The 17,744-nt window shown below is 44.4% G+C and carries 16 protein-coding genes; 5 read left to right on the plus strand and 11 right to left on the minus strand.

Features of this window, described 5'->3' with window-relative positions:
* Positions 1 to 25: 25 nt before the first annotated feature.
* The 3 genes from T325_RS01185 to T325_RS12505 form a co-directional block, all read right to left on the minus strand.
* A complete protein-coding gene (locus T325_RS01185; protein ID WP_036909685.1) occupies positions 26 to 3,337 on the minus strand; it encodes a tetratricopeptide repeat protein in 3,312 nt (1,103 codons plus the stop codon).
* A gap of 14 nt (positions 3,338 to 3,351) precedes the next feature.
* On the minus strand, positions 3,352 to 4,647 hold the full coding sequence (locus T325_RS01190; RefSeq protein ID WP_036909686.1) for a sugar porter family MFS transporter: 1,296 nt from the start codon (positions 4,645 to 4,647) through the stop codon (positions 3,352 to 3,354).
* A 192-nt stretch (positions 4,648 to 4,839) separates the two neighbouring features.
* Positions 4,840 to 5,010 carry a DUF362 domain-containing protein gene (locus T325_RS12505; protein ID WP_081910997.1) on the minus strand — a complete coding sequence of 57 codons (171 nt, stop codon included), beginning with the start codon at positions 5,008 to 5,010 and terminating at the stop codon, positions 4,840 to 4,842.
* Positions 5,011 to 5,182: 172 nt separating this feature from the next.
* Here T325_RS12505 and T325_RS01195 point away from each other — a divergent pair, with 172 nt between their 5' ends.
* Positions 5,183 to 5,929, plus strand: a complete 747-nt coding sequence (locus tag T325_RS01195; protein ID WP_036909688.1) for a type IX secretion/gliding motility protein PorT/SprT — start codon at positions 5,183 to 5,185, stop codon at positions 5,927 to 5,929.
* Here T325_RS01195 and T325_RS01200 read toward each other — a convergent pair whose 3' ends face one another.
* Together T325_RS01200 and T325_RS01205 are read right to left on the minus strand one after the other, a co-directional pair.
* Positions 5,930 to 6,772, minus strand: a complete 843-nt coding sequence (locus T325_RS01200; RefSeq protein ID WP_036909691.1) for a bifunctional metallophosphatase/5'-nucleotidase — start codon at positions 6,770 to 6,772, stop codon at positions 5,930 to 5,932. It abuts the gene before it with no gap.
* Positions 6,773 to 6,774: 2 nt separating this feature from the next.
* Positions 6,775 to 7,551, minus strand: coding sequence for a 5'-nucleotidase C-terminal domain-containing protein (locus tag T325_RS01205; protein ID WP_036909692.1), 777 nt, complete (start codon positions 7,549 to 7,551; stop codon positions 6,775 to 6,777).
* 195 nt (positions 7,552 to 7,746) lie between these two features.
* Between T325_RS01205 and rplS the strand changes: the two genes are divergently transcribed.
* A complete protein-coding gene (rplS, locus tag T325_RS01210) occupies positions 7,747 to 8,109 on the plus strand; it encodes a 50S ribosomal protein L19 (RefSeq protein WP_036909694.1) in 363 nt (120 codons plus the stop codon).
* Positions 8,110 to 8,151: 42 nt separating this feature from the next.
* On the opposite strand, the gene T325_RS12655 is transcribed toward rplS, so the two are convergent.
* Positions 8,152 to 8,328, minus strand: a complete 177-nt coding sequence (locus T325_RS12655) for a hypothetical protein (protein WP_156097616.1) — start codon at positions 8,326 to 8,328, stop codon at positions 8,152 to 8,154.
* An 83-nt stretch (positions 8,329 to 8,411) separates the two neighbouring features.
* Here T325_RS12655 and T325_RS01220 point away from each other — a divergent pair, with 83 nt between their 5' ends.
* Together T325_RS01220 and T325_RS01225 are read left to right on the plus strand one after the other, a co-directional pair.
* Positions 8,412 to 9,620, plus strand: a complete 1,209-nt coding sequence (locus T325_RS01220; protein WP_317039608.1) for a phosphoribosylaminoimidazolecarboxamide formyltransferase — start codon at positions 8,412 to 8,414, stop codon at positions 9,618 to 9,620.
* 27 nt (positions 9,621 to 9,647) lie between these two features.
* Positions 9,648 to 9,836 (plus strand): hypothetical protein, encoded by a 189-nt coding sequence (locus T325_RS01225; RefSeq protein WP_036909697.1) that lies wholly within the window; start codon positions 9,648 to 9,650, stop codon positions 9,834 to 9,836.
* Positions 9,837 to 9,888: 52 nt separating this feature from the next.
* Here T325_RS01225 and T325_RS01230 read toward each other — a convergent pair whose 3' ends face one another.
* Positions 9,889 to 11,121, minus strand: a complete 1,233-nt coding sequence (locus tag T325_RS01230) for a HAMP domain-containing histidine kinase (RefSeq protein WP_177172096.1) — start codon at positions 11,119 to 11,121, stop codon at positions 9,889 to 9,891.
* Positions 11,122 to 11,356: 235 nt separating this feature from the next.
* Between T325_RS01230 and T325_RS01235 the strand changes: the two genes are divergently transcribed.
* Positions 11,357 to 12,649 (plus strand): glycosyl hydrolase 53 family protein, encoded by a 1,293-nt coding sequence (locus T325_RS01235; RefSeq protein ID WP_036909700.1) that lies wholly within the window; start codon positions 11,357 to 11,359, stop codon positions 12,647 to 12,649.
* A gap of 72 nt (positions 12,650 to 12,721) precedes the next feature.
* On the opposite strand, the gene T325_RS01240 is transcribed toward T325_RS01235, so the two are convergent.
* Genes T325_RS01240 through T325_RS01255 form a run of 4 tightly spaced genes read right to left on the minus strand, consistent with a single transcriptional unit; the run spans position 12,722 to position 17,744 of the window.
* Positions 12,722 to 14,071 (minus strand): TolC family protein, encoded by a 1,350-nt coding sequence (locus T325_RS01240; RefSeq protein ID WP_231622167.1) that lies wholly within the window; start codon positions 14,069 to 14,071, stop codon positions 12,722 to 12,724.
* A gap of 11 nt (positions 14,072 to 14,082) precedes the next feature.
* Positions 14,083 to 15,195 (minus strand): efflux RND transporter periplasmic adaptor subunit, encoded by a 1,113-nt coding sequence (locus tag T325_RS01245; RefSeq protein WP_036909703.1) that lies wholly within the window; start codon positions 15,193 to 15,195, stop codon positions 14,083 to 14,085.
* A 40-nt stretch (positions 15,196 to 15,235) separates the two neighbouring features.
* On the minus strand, positions 15,236 to 16,483 hold the full coding sequence (locus T325_RS01250; RefSeq protein WP_036909704.1) for an ABC transporter permease: 1,248 nt from the start codon (positions 16,481 to 16,483) through the stop codon (positions 15,236 to 15,238).
* 4 nt (positions 16,484 to 16,487) lie between these two features.
* A complete protein-coding gene (locus tag T325_RS01255) occupies positions 16,488 to 17,744 on the minus strand; it encodes an ABC transporter permease (protein WP_036909706.1) in 1,257 nt (418 codons plus the stop codon).

The raw sequence follows: 17,744 nt of genomic DNA on the forward strand, positions 1-17,744 counted from the left end.
ATCATCGATTGAGATTGTAAAGCCATCAAGCAAGATTATCCTCCAATGTTGTTCGAAGTTGCTGAATGCCTTGATGATTATTGTCTAGAGCCTCAACCTCTGCTAAATACTTCTGTGCTTTTTCGGTATTGCCCATACCTGTGTAACCGAGCGCAAGCATATACTTACAATGAATAAGATTCTTCATATCAAGAGAGTCCTCCCAGATGAGCAAGTCGGGCAACGATACCGCGAAATAGTCCATAATCTGCTTTTCAAAAATATGCTGCTTACCATAGTTAATCAGTTTGAAAAAACGTCCATGGGCTTCATCAATACGCCCCAACTTGTAGAGGGCCAGTCCCTGATAGAAGATCTTATCAGGTTTTGCGTCGTTATAATACATAGCGGCAACTGGCTCTTGTGGTCCTTTCGTAGCTTCTTCCCAACACCAGACAGCTTTTTCTTTCTGCCCAAGAGAATCATAGGCGATTCCTAGCAGATAGTAGAAATCGCTCTCCTGCGCACCATACAATTTTCCTTCACCAAGGTGATGAGGATAATCCAGGCACTCACTGAGCAAACGGATGGATTTTTTGTAATTCTTGTCGCAAAGAGCTTGCTTAGCCAGTTCCACGCGGCATATCTGATACTGAGTCGAAACTTTACCCTCGCCTCCTTCCCATGGATGGAAAAAGTGATTGTCAAGTTTTTGCATGGCCTCTTCATAGCGACCAATCTCGTTAAGCAAGGTAATCTCTTCTAATACAAGATCATCGCGACGCTGAATGAGCTGAGGATAACGCTGTAAAAAAGCAAGTCGTTCGCTGTGAGGACGATGTAGTCGTTTATAGAGCTGATCCAATTCCATCAGTACACGTTCATCGTTTTCATCAAGATGGAAAGCTCTCTCCATATATTCGAGAGCTTCCTCCTGACGATTCTGCTTATTAAAACGTCCCAAAGCAAGATTGCGCCATACTGTAGGGAATGTTGGATTGAGACGAGCGGAACGTTCCCAATTCTCGATAGCAAGTTCGTACTGACGGGCTGCGTAGTAGAGGCATCCAAGATAATAAGGAGCCTTAGCTCCTACCGGATTTTTCTCCTTGGCATTTTCAAGCGCAAGAATATCCTCTAAACGGTTAGGGAAGCAATAACTGCTATCAGCATTCTCAGCCTCGTCATATCTACCCATATAATAATAGGTCATAGGACTAGTTGCCTCCTCACTGATGGCCATCTCCCAAATAGCCTCAGCCTCTTCAGTAAGTCCTGCGGCCAGGTAATCAAGTGCTAATTCATCATAATTCTGGCTGCTATGTCGCAACATAGTCTTTATCTCATTGAGCATTGTCTGATCATGGGTTATCAGATATTGTTCATAACGACAACCATAATTGAAAAGATCGATATCTAACGATTCTCTGATGAGTGATAAGGCCTTATCTTTGCATTCCAACTTGCGCAGAACGGCCACTTTCAAGACACGGGCTTTGTGGTTATGCCAGTTGTTATTCAAGCAACGGTCTATTTCATCAAGAGCATCCTCATAGCGCCCCTGCATTGTACTGATTTTAGCAGCCTCAAAATAACCGGCATCTGCCCAAGCCTTACTCCATGTAGCTTTCCAAAAACAGTCATAAGCTTCATCGATTTGCCCTTGATATTTCAAAGCAAGAGCCAAATTATAGATAGGTTCGCTGTCGTATGGATTGGGATTGCGCTTTTGCGATAATTTGACTGCCCTGCGCAGATAATCCTCTGCTTTCTGGAAACATCCCTTGCGGATATACCACAATCCCATAGCATTCAGGCAGCGGATGTCATAAGGATCGCGACGAAGAGCCTCCTCATAATAGTCGGTAGCATTCCATGTGGCATGACGATACTGTTCCAGATGCAGACCCGTCAGATAGAGTTGTTCGTTAGTTTTCACCTGGTTTGGCAACAAGGCAGGCTCGGCACTATCAGGGACAGGACGAATAACATCAGCCTCAGCATGCCAGGAAAGCACAATACGCTGGCCATATACAAAGCTTTTCACAATCTCAAAGCTAAGTTCGTCCATCTTGGCATCTTTAGTATCAACAGTTTCCGTAAGTACATTCTCTGGCGATACTGTTAGTTCCCTTTGGTAGTACATCTCCCCTTTGTCGTTGCGAAGAATAATAGAAACATGCTGTTTGTTTGTTGCAAAGAGTTTGAACTCAACCTTGCCATCGCCTACCTCATTAATATTGAATATCAGATCCTTGGTAGCCTGCTTCACCACACCCAACTCCCGATAGGGCATGAAATATTGAGTAAACATCTTTTCCTCGTAGGGCATCAGCCACGTGAAGTCTGGCTGATTCTCGGTATAGACACCAGCCATCAACTCTATATAAGGACGAAAGCCCTTACGCTCGATACCCCATCGTTTCATTTCCTCAGGTGTTGCCTCATCTGTCAGGTTGCGATCCCACGCACGACCGAAATCACCGTTGCCCCATGTCCATTGTTTCTTGCCTGGCGAGAAGTGATGACTAGCTACATGTAGCATACCTGCCTGAGTGTCGTTTTCGTAACCACCCTCAAAGTTAAAGCGAGAATTTATACCCATGTAACTCGTCGGTACATAGATATTCCTATAGTTCGAGATATCAACACCTGCTGAATAGTCCATCTTATAATAGGTACCCGTGGCGATGGGGAACGACGAAACAGCACGCTTTCCATGATCAAACACAGCGTTGATATCAGGCGGGAATACGCTCTGATAGGCATCGTTCACCTCTACAGCTGGGTTGGCCCACCAAAGGAAAGTCTGCGGCACATCTGTTCGATTATACAAGCGGCCCTTAATCTCAAGATAAGCACGACCCGGGTGCAATGTAAAGCCCGCCATACCCTTTTGATGAGACATTTTCTCCATCTCATTCACCCAAACACAAATACTGCCATCAGCATTCTCTTCGATACAAGTGTCGACAGGCATAAATGTTGTTGGACGATGGTGCTGCGGCCAGTTGAACTCAATACCGCCACTAATCCAAGGACCAGTAAGTCCGACAAGTGCCGGTTTGATGACATGATTATAGTACACAAAATGACGTTTGGCTATTTTGTCATAGGCCATCTGTACACGACCACCCAGTTCCGGCAATATCATCACTTTAATATATTCGTTTTCTATCCAGATAGCCTGATAGTCCTTATCCACCTTCTCATTGCTCATCGTCTCGATAACAGGATAAGGATAAACCACACCGCTACTGCCCTGATAGACACGTTTTTCAAGGAATATGGGGTTCTTTTCTGGTTTACCAACCTCATAGGTCGGAATTGTCACCATCTCTCGCCAAGCTTTTACCATCGTTATATAATTTCTTATATGACTAATTCATTTTCAAGTTCCTCCAAACTCTTTCCTTTGGTCTCTGGACAACAACGAAACAAGAATATAAAGGCACAGATACAGATACCACTATAAATCCAGAAGGTACCGCTGCTTCCAAGAGCAGCATTCATCGAGGGGAACGAGAATGTCAGAGTACAGCAGCCTACCCAGAGAGCAAAAGTACAGGTAGCCATCGCTATTCCTCTCACACGATTAGGGAATATCTCAGCCAAAAGAGTCCAGGTAACTGGGGCTAGCGTCATGGCATAGACCGATATTGCAGCAACAACAAGCGCAACCATCAATATGCCTGTCATACCCATAAAATAACAAGAACCCAAAATAAGATAAATCATCCCCAAGCCGCCAGCGCCTAACAGAACCAACATACGACGTCCCCATTTCTCAATAGTATAAAGGGCTACAACAGTAAATACAACATTTGCTATACCTATAATGACAATGTTGATAAACATATCGTCAACATCAAAGCCGGCGCCAACAAATATCTCTTGTGCATAGTTGAAGATAACGTTGGTACCACACCACTGCTGGAATACAGCAATTACAAGTCCCAACAGCAACACGTGTCTGTATTTATTTTGTAACAGCTCATTCATGCCTGCTTCCTTTTTCTTACTAAACGCTTGTGGCTCTGACTTCATCCTCAGATATACAGGACTCTCTGGAATAAACAAACTCATCAAAAGGAACAATGCGGCTGGCAACGTCTCCGCCCAGAACATCCAGCGCCAGCCCCATTCCACATTCCATACCTGAGCTGCTGCTACCGTTGTATCCTTGGCCAGCAGCCAATTCACGACCTGAGCACCTAAAATACCCAAAACAATAGTCATCTGGTTAAGACTCACCATACGTCCTCTAATATCTGCCGGACTAACTTCCGCAATATACATTGGAGCCAGAGTAGAAGCTATACCTATACCAACACCTCCTATAAAGCGAGCTATATTAAATAAGGACAGATTACTAAAAAGACCCGTAGCAACAGCCGACACTGTAAACAATACGGCAGAAAGAACCAACAAAGGCTTACGCCCGTATCTATCGGCAGCACTCCCTGCTACCATAGCACCAACCAGGCAACCTATCAGAGCTGTTGACATCGCCACACCTTGTACCAAAGGAGAATCATTGATACCAAAGAACAACTCGTAGAATGGTTTGGCACCACCGATAACTACCCAGTCGTAGCCGAAGAGCAATCCGCCCATTGCCGAAACGGCACAGATAAAATAGAGATATCCCTTACTATAACTCCGCATATTCCTTCATTGATTGTTTGCTGGGTGCAAAGGTACAATAGTTTTCGCTTCTACTATATAGAAAATACAACGAATTTATATGGATTATCTTACACTTACAAAGAACTACACCATCATCTGGATAATAAAAAGGAGTGCCCTCATTACTGAGAGCACTCTAAAACTGTTTTTTTGATATGTCCTAGTTCTAATTTAGGGAAGGCTGATAGCCTCAGAAGGACAAACACTAGCGCATGTGCCGCACTCTGTGCAAGCATCAGCATCAATTACATAGCGCTCTGCGCCTTCAGAAATAGCCTCTACTGGGCACTCACCTGCACATGTTCCACATGAAATGCAGTCTTCGCCAATTACGTATGCCATAATTTATAAAATTAAAGTTATTAATACTATATTATACTCACTTTTTGCGATGCAAAAGTACAACATTTCCTAGATAATACCAAATATTAGGTAGACTTTTTTTATTATTTATACATTGTCGAAATAACAAAACACATAATATCCCGTCTTTTTTTTCGTTATTATTTTAACTATGCATAGGAAGATTATTACCATTATAACTCTGCTTCTTGCGACAACATGTTTCTCGCAAAAACGCACTATCCAGCACAAGCCGTATATCGACTTGCGCCCCATGCATTTTGGCATCCTCGTAGGTATGAACCTACAGGATGTTGAATTCGAGAACATTGGCCCTCAGACTATAACTCTGGAAGACGGAACCACACAACAGCAGACTATCGTATGCGATGCCGACCGGTGGAATACCGGATTCTCAGTAGGCGTACTGGCCAACTTACGCCTGAACGAATATCTGAACCTGCGTTTCTCGCCCACCATGCACTTCGGTGCCAAACACCTGACCTTCTACAATCTGACAGATATGGGTCAGCAGGAAGAACTGCCACATGAGGAAAGACAGGACATGAAGAACACCTACGTGGCATTCCCCCTAGACTTGAAGTTCTGTGCTGAGCGGTGGAACAACTACCGTCCCTACATGACTGCTGGTATCAACCCGATGATCAATCTGACAGGCAAGAGTCAAGACTTTGTTCAACTAAAACGGAGCGACCTGTTCCTGGAAGTTGGATTGGGATGTGACTTCTATCTGCCATTCTTTAAGCTCATCCCCGAGCTGAAGTTCTGCTACAGTCTGAGCGATGCTATAGATCACAAGCATGCGGAAGAACTAAAGGATGCAAACAAACGAATATATACAAATGCTGTGACCAGCGGCCACAGCAAAATGATTGTTCTGACGTTTTACTTCGAATGATTATTTTTCAAGATTCAGAATAAGTTTACCCACGAAAGCGCCATGCTTTCCGTTTTGATCAACGGGAATTAGCTTACCATTCTTATCGGGGGCATATTCGAGTGTAGGCATATAAGTATGAGTATGTCCTCCCAGCACAAGGTCACAACCTTCCGTCTGACTCAGGAACTTCTCATCACAATCGCCTTCAATGTTCCATCCAAGGTGAGAAACACAGATTACCAGATCGCACTTTTCCTGCTTACGGAGAATATCGATATACTTCTGTGCTGTTTCCGCAGGATCGAGGAAGGCGATACCCTCGCAATTGCCATCGAAGACAAGTCCTTTCATCTTTGGCGAAAGAGCAAAGACACCAATCTTCACACCACTACGCTTCAGTATGATATAGGGTTTGACGAGACCTTCGAGCACCGTACCTGTACAGTCGTAGTTAGAACACACAATAGGAAAGTTTGCCATGCGGAAAAGACGAGCCATATTGTCCATACCAAAGTCGAACTCGTGGTTGCCGATAGTTGCGCAGTCATAACCCATTTCATTCATGAGACCAACCTCCACTTCACCTTTGAAAAGCGTATAATAGCCCGAGCCTTGGCTGAAGTCGCCAGAGTCGAAGAGCAGGAGGTCTGGGTTCTGGGCACGCTGTTCCTTAATCATATTAACACGACGGAGGAAACCCGCACGACCAGCAAGATCCTTATTATCAAGATTCGAACTAAGAGGCATGATGGTGGAATGGGTATCATTAGTATGGAGAATGACGAGTTGCTTTTGTTTCTTGGCACTCACTGCGAACACTGACAACAGTGCTACTATTATAATAAGGTGTAAACGTTTCATAATTATTTCACTTTTATACGTCCTTCAACTTGAGAATCGACAACCACGCCACGAGCCTGATGGTCACGGAAATAATTCATAATAAGATAGCGTGTGTTGTTGCTGGGATTGGCAGGTGCAACGACATTGGTGCCCTCTCTGAGAGCTGGCATGCCATCGTTACCTTCAATCAGATAGTTGATGGTTGCAACGCGATACTCTCCTTGAGGATCAATCTCCTGACCATATAGACGAGCAGAGAGCAGTCGTCCTGTATCATCAGGAGCCATTTCGATCTCAAGTTCTACTCCATGACTCACGCCCTCGCCTCCCCTATAGGCAATCTGGCGGAACAGTTCAAGCATCTTCTCGCCAGAAAGTGTGGTAAAACAGATGCGGTTTTCAAAAGGGGCAACATCAAGCACATTACCATAGGTAACTTCCCCCTTGGTAAGATCAGCGCGGATACCTCCCATATTATAGACACCCAATACAGGCGATTCACCATAATCCTTAGCCGCCCACACCAAGATATCAGCCAACAGGTTAGAGAGGTCACTCTCAGGACGAGTGGCGTGCATATTGTGTGCTACAATGCCCACAACGGGCCCCATGATACTATCGTTAATCCGCTTATAGGGCGCCAAGAATGCAGTAGCCGAGGCATCCGGATTCTGATCGTAACGGCTGTCAACAATGATACGAGTGCGGTCAACGCCGGTAAGCTGATAATGCTTGGGGGCACAAGAAGCAATTGTCAGCATGGCAAAAGCACTAAAAAAAACTTGTTTCTTAAACATACTAAGTAGTTTTAATGGGGCAAAGATACAAAAAAAATAGAAATAAATGCATTTTAATTTATAAATATTTGGTATTTTGCTCACTTATTCGTACCTTTGCACCCGCTTTTCGGCGTAATCGCTGGCAGGAAGTATCGAGAGGCCTGTTATGTTGCGTTGGAACGATACAACAAATTTAATTATTTAAAGAATAAGATGGATTTAATTAAAGTTGCTGAAGAAGCATTTGCAACCGGCAAGAAGTTCCCAGAGTTCAAGGCTGGTGACACTATCACTGTCGCTTACAAAATTATCGAGGGTTCTAAGGAGCGTATCCAGCTCTATCGTGGTGTAGTCATCAAGATTGCAGGTCACGGTGACAAGAAGCGCTTCACTGTTCGTAAGATGTCAGGTACTGTTGGCGTAGAGCGTATCTTCCCAATCGAGTCTCCGAACATTGAGAGCATCGAGATCAACAAGGTAGGTAAGGTTCGTCGCGCTAAGCTTTACTATCTGCGCAAGCTCACTGGTAAGGCTGCCCGTATTAAGGAGAAGCGTCGTGCCATTACTGCTGAATAAGAAAAGCAAAAAAAGAGAGGTTCCATTGCGGAGCCCCTTTTTTTATTTGTAATTCTCATCGGCACTGGTTTCACCATGAAGTGCCTCCTGAAAAGATTCCCAGTTCTGAAAGCCAGCTAACAATGACAAACGATCGAGGGTCTTACGATCAGGCTTCCTCAGAATCTCTTTCTCAACAGCCTCCAGCAATTTGCGGAGCGCAACGCGTTTCTTTTGCATAGTAAGAATATAATATAAGTTTGCTGCAAAATTACAAATAAAATTTGGCATTTCATTATTTTTACACTAATTTTGCACACAAAATAAAAAATAAAACTGCGATAACAATGAAAGAACTAGCACTCAAGTACGGATGCAATCCCAACCAGAAGCCCTCGCGTATTTTCATAGCTGAGGGCGAGTTACCCATCGAAGTGATTAACGGTCGCCCTGGATACATTAATTTCCTCGACGCCTTTAATGCATGGCAGCTTGTAAAAGAGCTAAAAGCAGCTACAGGCATGCCTGCCGCAGCCTCATTTAAACACGTGAGTCCTGCAGGTGCTGCCGTAGGCCTGCCTCTCTCAGACACGCTGAAGAAAATCTACTTCGTTGATGACGTAAAAGATCTGGACGAAAGTCCTATTGCATGTGCCTATGCAAGAGCACGCGGCGCAGACCGCATGTCGAGCTATGGAGACTTCGTAGCTTTGAGTGATACCTGCGATGCAACCACAGCCAAATTGCTGAAACGTGAAGTTAGCGATGGTGTAATTGCTCCCGATTTTACTCCTGAGGCTATTGAAATCCTAAAGGACAAGCGCAAGGGTACGTACAACGTGATTAAGATTGACCCCAACTACCAACCCGAACCTATTGAGCGCAAACAGGTGTTTGGCATCACCTTTGAGCAGGGCCGCAACGAGATTAAGCTCGATGACGAGGCACTGTTTGAAAACATGCCCACCAAAAACAAGACATTCACTCCTGAGGCCAAGCGCGACCTGATTATCGCTCTCATCACACTGAAATACACCCAGTCAAACTCAGTATGTTACGTAAAAGACGGTCAGGCCATTGGTATCGGTGCTGGTCAGCAGAGCCGTATTCACTGCACTCGTTTGGCAGGAAACAAGGCAGACATCTGGTGGTTGCGCCAGCATCCTAAAGTGATGAACCTGCCTTTCATCGACAACATCCGTCGTGCTGATCGTGACAATACTATCGACGTGTATATCTCAGAGGATCATGATGACGTACTACGTGAAGGAACCTGGCAGCAATTCTTCAAAGAAAAGCCAGAGGTACTGACTATGGAGGAGAAGAAGGAATGGATTGCAAAGAATACAAAGGTAGCCCTTGGTTCTGATGCATTCTTCCCGTTTGGCGACAACATTGAGCGCGCTCATAAGAGTGGTGTTGAGTTTATCGCACAGGCAGGTGGTTCGGTTCGCGACGACCATGTAATTGACACCTGTGACAAATACGATATCGCTATGGCATTTACAGGCGTCAGACTGTTCCATCATTAAGCCACATATATTAAAAACAGATTGATTATGGATGATTTTCAGAATATACTCGAAAACGGTATCAACTTCGGACGTGGAGGTGACAAGCCGAAAGATGATGGCAAGGTGAAGACCAAAGCCAAGAAAAAGCAGTATATCACTGGAGCGCACGGAAGCGGCAGTGCAAGGCAAAAAGCCAAGTATCGCGAGCAGCGTGCCAACAGACATAAGAAATAAGCAGAAAAGATAAGCCCCTCACCATTTTCGTTTAGTGAGGGGCTTCTTTATTTTATTCTTCTTTTGAGAAAGCTTCCATCCTATTGATGGCATTTGTCAACTTGTCAATGTTCTCACTGATGCGTTCATGCATTTCCTTTCGTTCCTGCTCTGTAAGACTAAAATCCGGACTACTCAGAACCTGAGAAAAGCCTGCAACGACATTCAGCGGTGTTCGAAGTTCGCGCCCCATTCCAGTAATGAAATGCAACTTCATATGGTTTGCCTTTTCAACCTTATCTAAAGCATTCTTCAGTTCCTTATTCTGTCTCCTTATCTTCCTAAGCAACTGGCGACGGCCTAATATATATATAATAAGGAACGTAAGGAAAAGACCTATAATCCAATGACTCATACTTCTTATGAGTTCACGATTACTAGCTGCTTCTTCACGACTCAGCATCAGATCGCGCTCTGTAGAGATAATATCGAAATTGGCATTCTGGGTAACACTGAAAGCCGAATCAAGATCATTGTAGAGACTGCGCATGGAAGCATAACAACTCTTAACATCACCCGCTAGTGTGTAAACTCGAATCACACTCAGGGCACTATCTACATTCAAATGTTGATTCTTAATGATTCCGATTGCCTCATCATACCGATGATTATAAGCAGCATGGGCTGCGTCCATTACACCATCATAACGATGATTAAAGCCTGGATCGTTACGACTCTTCAGGTAAGAATAGCGTTCATATATTAAGTCGAAGTCCTTACCATCGTCGTCTATAAGAAATGTCACAAATGCCTTTGTAGCCAACGAGAGTGACAAGAACTCCATATTGTCGATTTTCTTGGCCAGATCGATAGACTTGTCAGCATAAGCTATTGCTGTCTCCGGGTCGGCAAGATTCAAGAGGTTAGCAAGATTCAGATAGGTGGTCATCGAGAACTTCGGGTCACGATTACCTACCTGCTTCAATGCCTCAAGATAATAGCGTTTGGCCTTGGGAGTGTCGTAGCTCACGCGATAGACGTCGCCAAAAAGTCCCGTAGCCAGATAATAATATTCGGTGTCGCCATTCTTGCGTACATCCTCGTCGAGTTCTTTGGCAGTCTCCATTGCCTGGTAGATGTGCATATGGCGCACATCGTAGAAGCCCTCATTGCATTTAATCTTATAATAATCGGAAAGGCGATTATTCTTCTTAAGAACTTCTTCATACTCATGAGCCTTCTTATAAAAATCTTCCTCTGCATCCCCCTCATATAGTTCGCGGAACTCGCGGAACATCTCCAGCATTTTCTCTTCCTCCTGTGCATGGGTCGTTACAGAAGGAAAAAACAGAAGAAGCCAAACTAACAGGTTTGCTCTTAAATAAAACAATAATCTCTCACGGTGTACCATAATTCGAGTGCAAAAGTACAACCTTTCATCGAAACTAACAAATATTTGCAATAAAAAAACAAGATATCGCTTTGAAACAACGCAAAAAAATACTACCTTTGCAGCCCAAAGATACTATAACTACTGAGATATGAATCGAATAAAAATACTTTTAATCATAGTTTTACTGCTCCCATCAAACTTCATCAAGGCGCAGAAATATGTTGGTGGTGATATTTCGCTACTCACAAAATACGAAGAGCACGGAGCCAATTATATGGACAAAGACGGTGCTGCCATTAATGATCTGTTGACCTTTCTGAAAGAGCAGGGCATGAACGCCATGAGAGTCCGCCTTTTCGTCGACCCCAGCCGTGCCTCAGAGAAGCAACAGGGCGAAGGTGTATGTCAGGATATTCCATACGTAAAGAAACTGGGTAAGAAGATTAAGGATGCTGGAATGAAGCTGATGCTCGATTTCCATTATAGCGACACCTGGGCCGACCCTGGACAACAGGATATACCTTTCTCATGGTCCGTTAACAGTTGGGGAATAGATCAATCCGTCTATAAGTACACCAAGGATTGTTTAGAGGAACTGGTAGCAGCAGGAGCCACACCTGATTTCATCCAGACAGGAAATGAAATCAGCTTCGGTATGCTTTGGGGCATGGAGGTCAATGGACAATACGAAGACTGGGAGCAGCAGGGGTGTCATCTCGAAGTGAACTCCGAATGGACTGGTTATACCGATAAACACTGGGACAACTTTACCAAATGTCTGAAAGCTGCAGGCAATGCATGCCGTGAGGTGTGCCCTGAGGCCAAGATTATCATCCATACGGAACAAGCAGCCAACACGGCACTCGTAACCGACTTTTACAAGCGGCTAGACGACAACAGCGTTGACTACGATATTATAGGCACCAGTTATTATCCTTACTTTCATTGCGACATCGCACAACTGAACACCACTATTACCAAGTTCGAACAGACTTTTCCATCGAAACAAATCATGGTAGTAGAGACCGGATGCGGCTATCGCTACAAGATGGGCGATAAGGAAACAGGATATCCTCTCACCTACGAGGGACAACAGAAGTTTACAGCAGACCTGATTACAATGCTGAACAAGCATCCTAACGTAAACGGACTCTTCTGGTGGTTCCTCGAAGCTAATGAGTATGGGCTCGACTGGAGCACCAAGCGCGTAACCGACAAATGGTATGATGCCTCACTCTTTGACAACGAGACAGGCCGCGCCCTGCCAGCCCTATACGAACTGAAGAAGTTTGCTGATAGTTCCGCATCCTTCATACAACCATTATCAATCAATGGCTACAAGGACACAAATTGGTATGATTTATGTGGTCGCAAACTCTCAGAAACGCCTAAGGTCAAGGGGGTCTATATCAACAATAAAAAGAAGTACGTAACAAAGTAATAGTTTGTCGTAATGAAACTATGAGTTAGTCGTAATGAAACTAGGGGTTTCATTACGACTAACTTCATGTCCTTAGAAATTCAGTTCTTTACCACGATAGAACTCGAGGAGCGCATGCTGGTAGAGATCCTCATAGCGAGCCTGAACCAAATCCGACTCTGCTTTCAGGTAGGCATTCTTGGCTTCATTAAACTCAGTGATTGTAGCCTTGCCATTCTCGTACTTGGCCTGCATCAACTCAAAGGCATCCTTTGAACTCTGGAGAGCTTCTTTTGAAGATTTCTCCTTGGTCTGAGCATTCAAAGCATTGTAGTATACCTGCTGAATCTCCTTATATAATGTCTTTTTAGTGTTGTCGACCTGTAGCTGCTGTGTTTCAAACTGAATCCGAGCATTGCGTACATTATTACGTGTCTGGAAACGATTAAAGATGGGCACATTCAGATTCAGGCTGATGCTCTGCGAGAAACGATCCTCAAGCTGTTTTCCAAAGCTATCATTGGAGCGGCCAGAATCGGTATAATAGTTCGTAGATAGTCCAGCGCCCAAAGAAAGTGTAGGATAGTGACCAGCCTGAGCCACCTTGATATTGTGCTCGTAGGCTTTCAAGCGCAGCTGCTGAGCAGCAATCTCCGGCTTTACTCCTAAAGCTTCTGCATAGACTTGATCAGGAGTAGTCATGAGAACCATGTCTGTAGGCAACTCGTCAGGGTTAGGACGCACGATAGCAAAACCATCGGGCGTAGGCAACTCAAGCAACTGAGTCAGTGTAAGCAGAGCCAAACGTGTGTTATTATCAGCCTGAGTAGCTGTCAAATGGCTGTTAGCCAGTGCAGCCTTCTGCTGAGAGAGTTCTGCCTCAGAAGCCTTACCATTCTCTACGAAAGCCTGAAGACGAGCCACCTGAGCTGAATCGATAGCAATCTGGCGATGAGCCACATCAGAGATCTCCATATCATAGAGAATCTGCACATAAGCCTGAGCCACCTGCATACGGATATCGTTCTTAGCCTTTTCTAAATCCGCAGTATAAGCTTCAAGATTCAGTTGATTCATCTTGATTTCATTAGGGATACGGAAGCCTGTAAAGAGAGGCATACTGGTATTAATCCCCATTGAAGTATTGGTCGTATTAGTATTCGCATAAGTATTATCGGAAGTCAAGCCACGACCAAAACTGAGGTTCTGCCCAACACTGGCACTAACATCCGGCAGACGCGAGTTCTTAGCTGTTGACAGTTGCAGTTCCTGCTGACGACACTGGTTGGCCTGCTGTTTGATACTGATATTATGTTCTACGGCATAATCGCAGCACTCACGAAGCCCCCACTGCTTCTGTGCCCATGCTGGGCTGAATGAGAAATAGGAAATGATAAATGAAATCCCTATTACCCTCATCAAACAATGATTCTTTTTCTTCATTTTCATAACACTTATTCATTATTATCTTCGGCAATAATCTCTGGTCCACGAACCTTATCCTTGGTAGTCACGCCCTTCTTAATTTCAATGTTCACACCATCAGAAAGGCCTGTTTCAACCAGCTTGCGCTCATATGACTTCTGCTTTCCAGAACCTTTTATGATATATACAAAGGTGGAATCGCCACTGAACTCGATAGCGCTCTCAGGAATGCTAAGCACCTTCTCGGCCTTGTCCAATACAATTTCAGCATTAGCACTATAACCAGAACGGATTTTGCCTCCTTCAGTCAGTTTCACAGCAGCCTTAATCTCAAACTGGTTGGCACCGTTATTCTCAACAGCCTTCGGAGAGATATATTCCAAAGCCGCATCGAAACTCAGGTCCTGCAAGGCGCCGATAGTAATCTTCATAGGCATGCCACTGACCAGCTGACCTACTTCAGTCTCATCAATATTGCCACGGAAGATAAGATCGTTCATATTGGCCACAGTAGCAATAGTGGTACCATCGTTAAAAGTGTTAGCCAGAATCACTGAGTTACCCACCTTTACAGGAACGTCGAGGATAACGCCACTAATTGTTGAACGGATGAGTGTAGACGAGGCCTTGGCATTCGACTGCGACACACCATCGCGAACAACTTGAAGCGCATCTATGGCAGCAGCCTTCTCTTCCTTTGCCTGCTGAAGGCTCTGTTTCACCTTATCATAGTCATCAGCAGAAACCAGTTTCTGGTTGTAAAGATTCTCTTCACGATTGAAGTTCACCTGAGCCTGCTGCAGATTAATCTCTGCCAGGCGTACACGTGCCTCAGCACTTGAGAGCTGTCCCATGTCTGGTATTACCTTTACCTTAGCTATCACATCTCCTGCATTCACATAGTCGCCTGGTTCCTTGTAGAGTTCTGTGATAATACCAGAAATCTGCGGCTTCACATTCACCTCGTTACGAGGTTCAATCTTTCCAGTGATGATCGTTGTCTTCTGAATGTTCTCCACCTTTGGAGTATACTCATTATAGACAACTTCCTTGGGTTGACCCTTCTTCCAGAGGAATACGAATGTTCCAATGAAAATCAAAGCGATAATCGCTGCGATAATAAGTTTTCTATACCTTTTCATACCTTATATTATTTATTGTTTTTTTTATTCTATATTGTTTTTACTCGTCCCTCATTGCATCAACAGGCTTGATGCTCATAGCCCTGGCCGCAGGGGCTAATCCTGCAAGCACGCCTAACGAGCTGACCACGAAGCCACAGAAAATGGCTTTCCAGAAACCTATCTGATAATGAGTGGTTATAATACCGTCTTCCATGCTTCCCATCTCCAACATCTGGAGTATCAACACTCCAAACAGGATGCCACTCATACCCGCGACAAGAGTTAAAACGATACTCTCTGATATAATCTGACTAAGAACCATCTTTGGCGTAGCTCCAATCGCTCTTCGAATACCAATCTCTGTAGTTCGCTCGCGCACTGTCACCATCATAATATTTGATACGCCAATAGCGCCAGCCAACAATGTTCCAATACCAACGAGCCAAATAAGTAAGTTCAAACCCGACATCAGGCTGTCAAGCATTTGGAATACCACTTCCGTATTAAACAACATCGCTCCCTGTTCATCTGTTGGGTCGACATAGTGAGCCCTTGCAATGGTTTCTCGGATTCGGTCTGATATTTTCGACATCACGACACCAGGCTTTGCGGTAACACCAATCAAATGTACGCGATTACCAAGATTATAGGCTTGCCGCATCTGAGAGAAAGGCAAACAGATACCCGTTCCAGGCTCTCCATTAAAGCTTATACCTTCTGCAGCGCCAAAGTCTACACCCACAATCTGATAATAGGTAGAGTCTATACGGATAGATTTACCACAAGGATCGCCTCCATCCTTAAACAACTCCTGATACACCTTCTTCTGGATAACGCAGACCTTTCTGCGCTCCTTAATATCCATATCGTTGATGTAACGTCCATAGCGCAACAACGGTTCCTGAATGGCACAATACGAAGGCTCTACACCTGATACATTAATACTCGCCTTCCTATCGCCATAATAGGCAAAACTACTGCTACCAAACAAGATAGGCGTCACTACATCGAGTTCGGGCACCTGATGTTTGAGTCGTGCTACATCCTTATAGTCCATACTCCACCAACGGCCCTTGCGGAATCCCTTATATGGTTTCGAAGTATTCTGAGCCCAGATCATAGCAGAGTTAGTAGCAAAGCCCTGGAAATTCTTCTGAATCTGCTCCTTAATACCTGAACCTCCACCAATAAGTACAATAAGCATGAATACGCCCCAGAACACGCCAAATCCCGTCAGGAACGAACGCAACTTATTACGAGTCAGCGTATCAAGTATTTCTCTATATGAATCTATATCTATTTTCATAATCTTAATCTGCTCTTAATGCCTCGATGGGGCGGATTTTACTTGCTTTAAAGGCAGGGATTAGACCGGCTATCGTTCCAGCGATCACCATGACCATCGTTGCTTCGATACACACATCCAGTCCTACCGTCGGATCAATAAACATCGCCATCGAACCCGCTCCAAAGTCTGCCACTTGATGACCAGCCGTAGCATCCATATATTCATTAGCCGCTATACCCAATACCATACCGATATAGCCAAAAAAGGTGGTAATGGTTACACTTTCGACAATAATCAGTTTCAGGATGCTCCATGGTTTAGCGCCAATGGCCTTACGAATACCGAACTCGTGAGTTCTCTCTTTCACCGTGATAAGCATGATGTTCGATACACCCACGATACCAGAGAGCAATGTCAGAAGTCCAACCACCCAAAGCGCCGTATGGATAACTTTTACCGCCAGATCCATCTGAAGACTCTGTCTGTAGTTATTACGAATCCAAATAGCACTTTCATCTTCTGGATGAACATGGTGATTCTCATTCAGACGCTTGCGATAGGCCTTCTCAAATTCTAAATTCTCTCCGTCGGATTCCAGACCGTGGAAAGTAAACTCGATACGTCCTGCATCATCGTCCTTGGCTCCATAGATGCGTTTGATAGCTGAATATGAAGAATAAGCATCTGCTCGGCTGTTTTCTCTCTCCTTATAGATGCCTACCACTTTAAAGGCAAAATTGCCCACCTTAACATAAGTACCCAAAAGTTTTTTATAGTCTTTCGGACAAAGCTCTTTTGCCTGCTTATTGCTTACGATAAGCACTTTACGACTCTGATTTATATCAACATCATTGATAAAACGGCCGTAAAGCATCTCCATTTTCTCAATCTTTGTATGGTTTGGGTAGACGCCACAGACAGAGGTTGAGATATACTGCTGTCCCAAACTAATGGTTGCAGAAGTACGATACTGCGCTCCCACCTCATCAATATTCTCCTTAAATTCCGTCTCCGTAGTATTGATGTCACGCTTCTGGAGATTGATCCAGCGGCCTTCCTTAAAACCATGATATGCTTTTGAGGTTTCGCCACCATAGACAATCATCGAAGACGACAAGAAACGCTGGTTTTGCAAAATAGTGGCATTTATGAGGCCATTGCCCGAGCCCAGCAGCACAATGAGCATAAAGATTCCCCATGCCACAGCAAAGCCTGTAAGCGTAGTACGCAGTTTGTTGCGCCTGGCAGTCGACCATATTTCACTTACTATATCTCTCAT

It is taken from the genome of Prevotella sp. FD3004, assembly GCF_000746155.1.
GTDB lineage: Bacteria > Bacteroidota > Bacteroidia > Bacteroidales > Bacteroidaceae > Prevotella.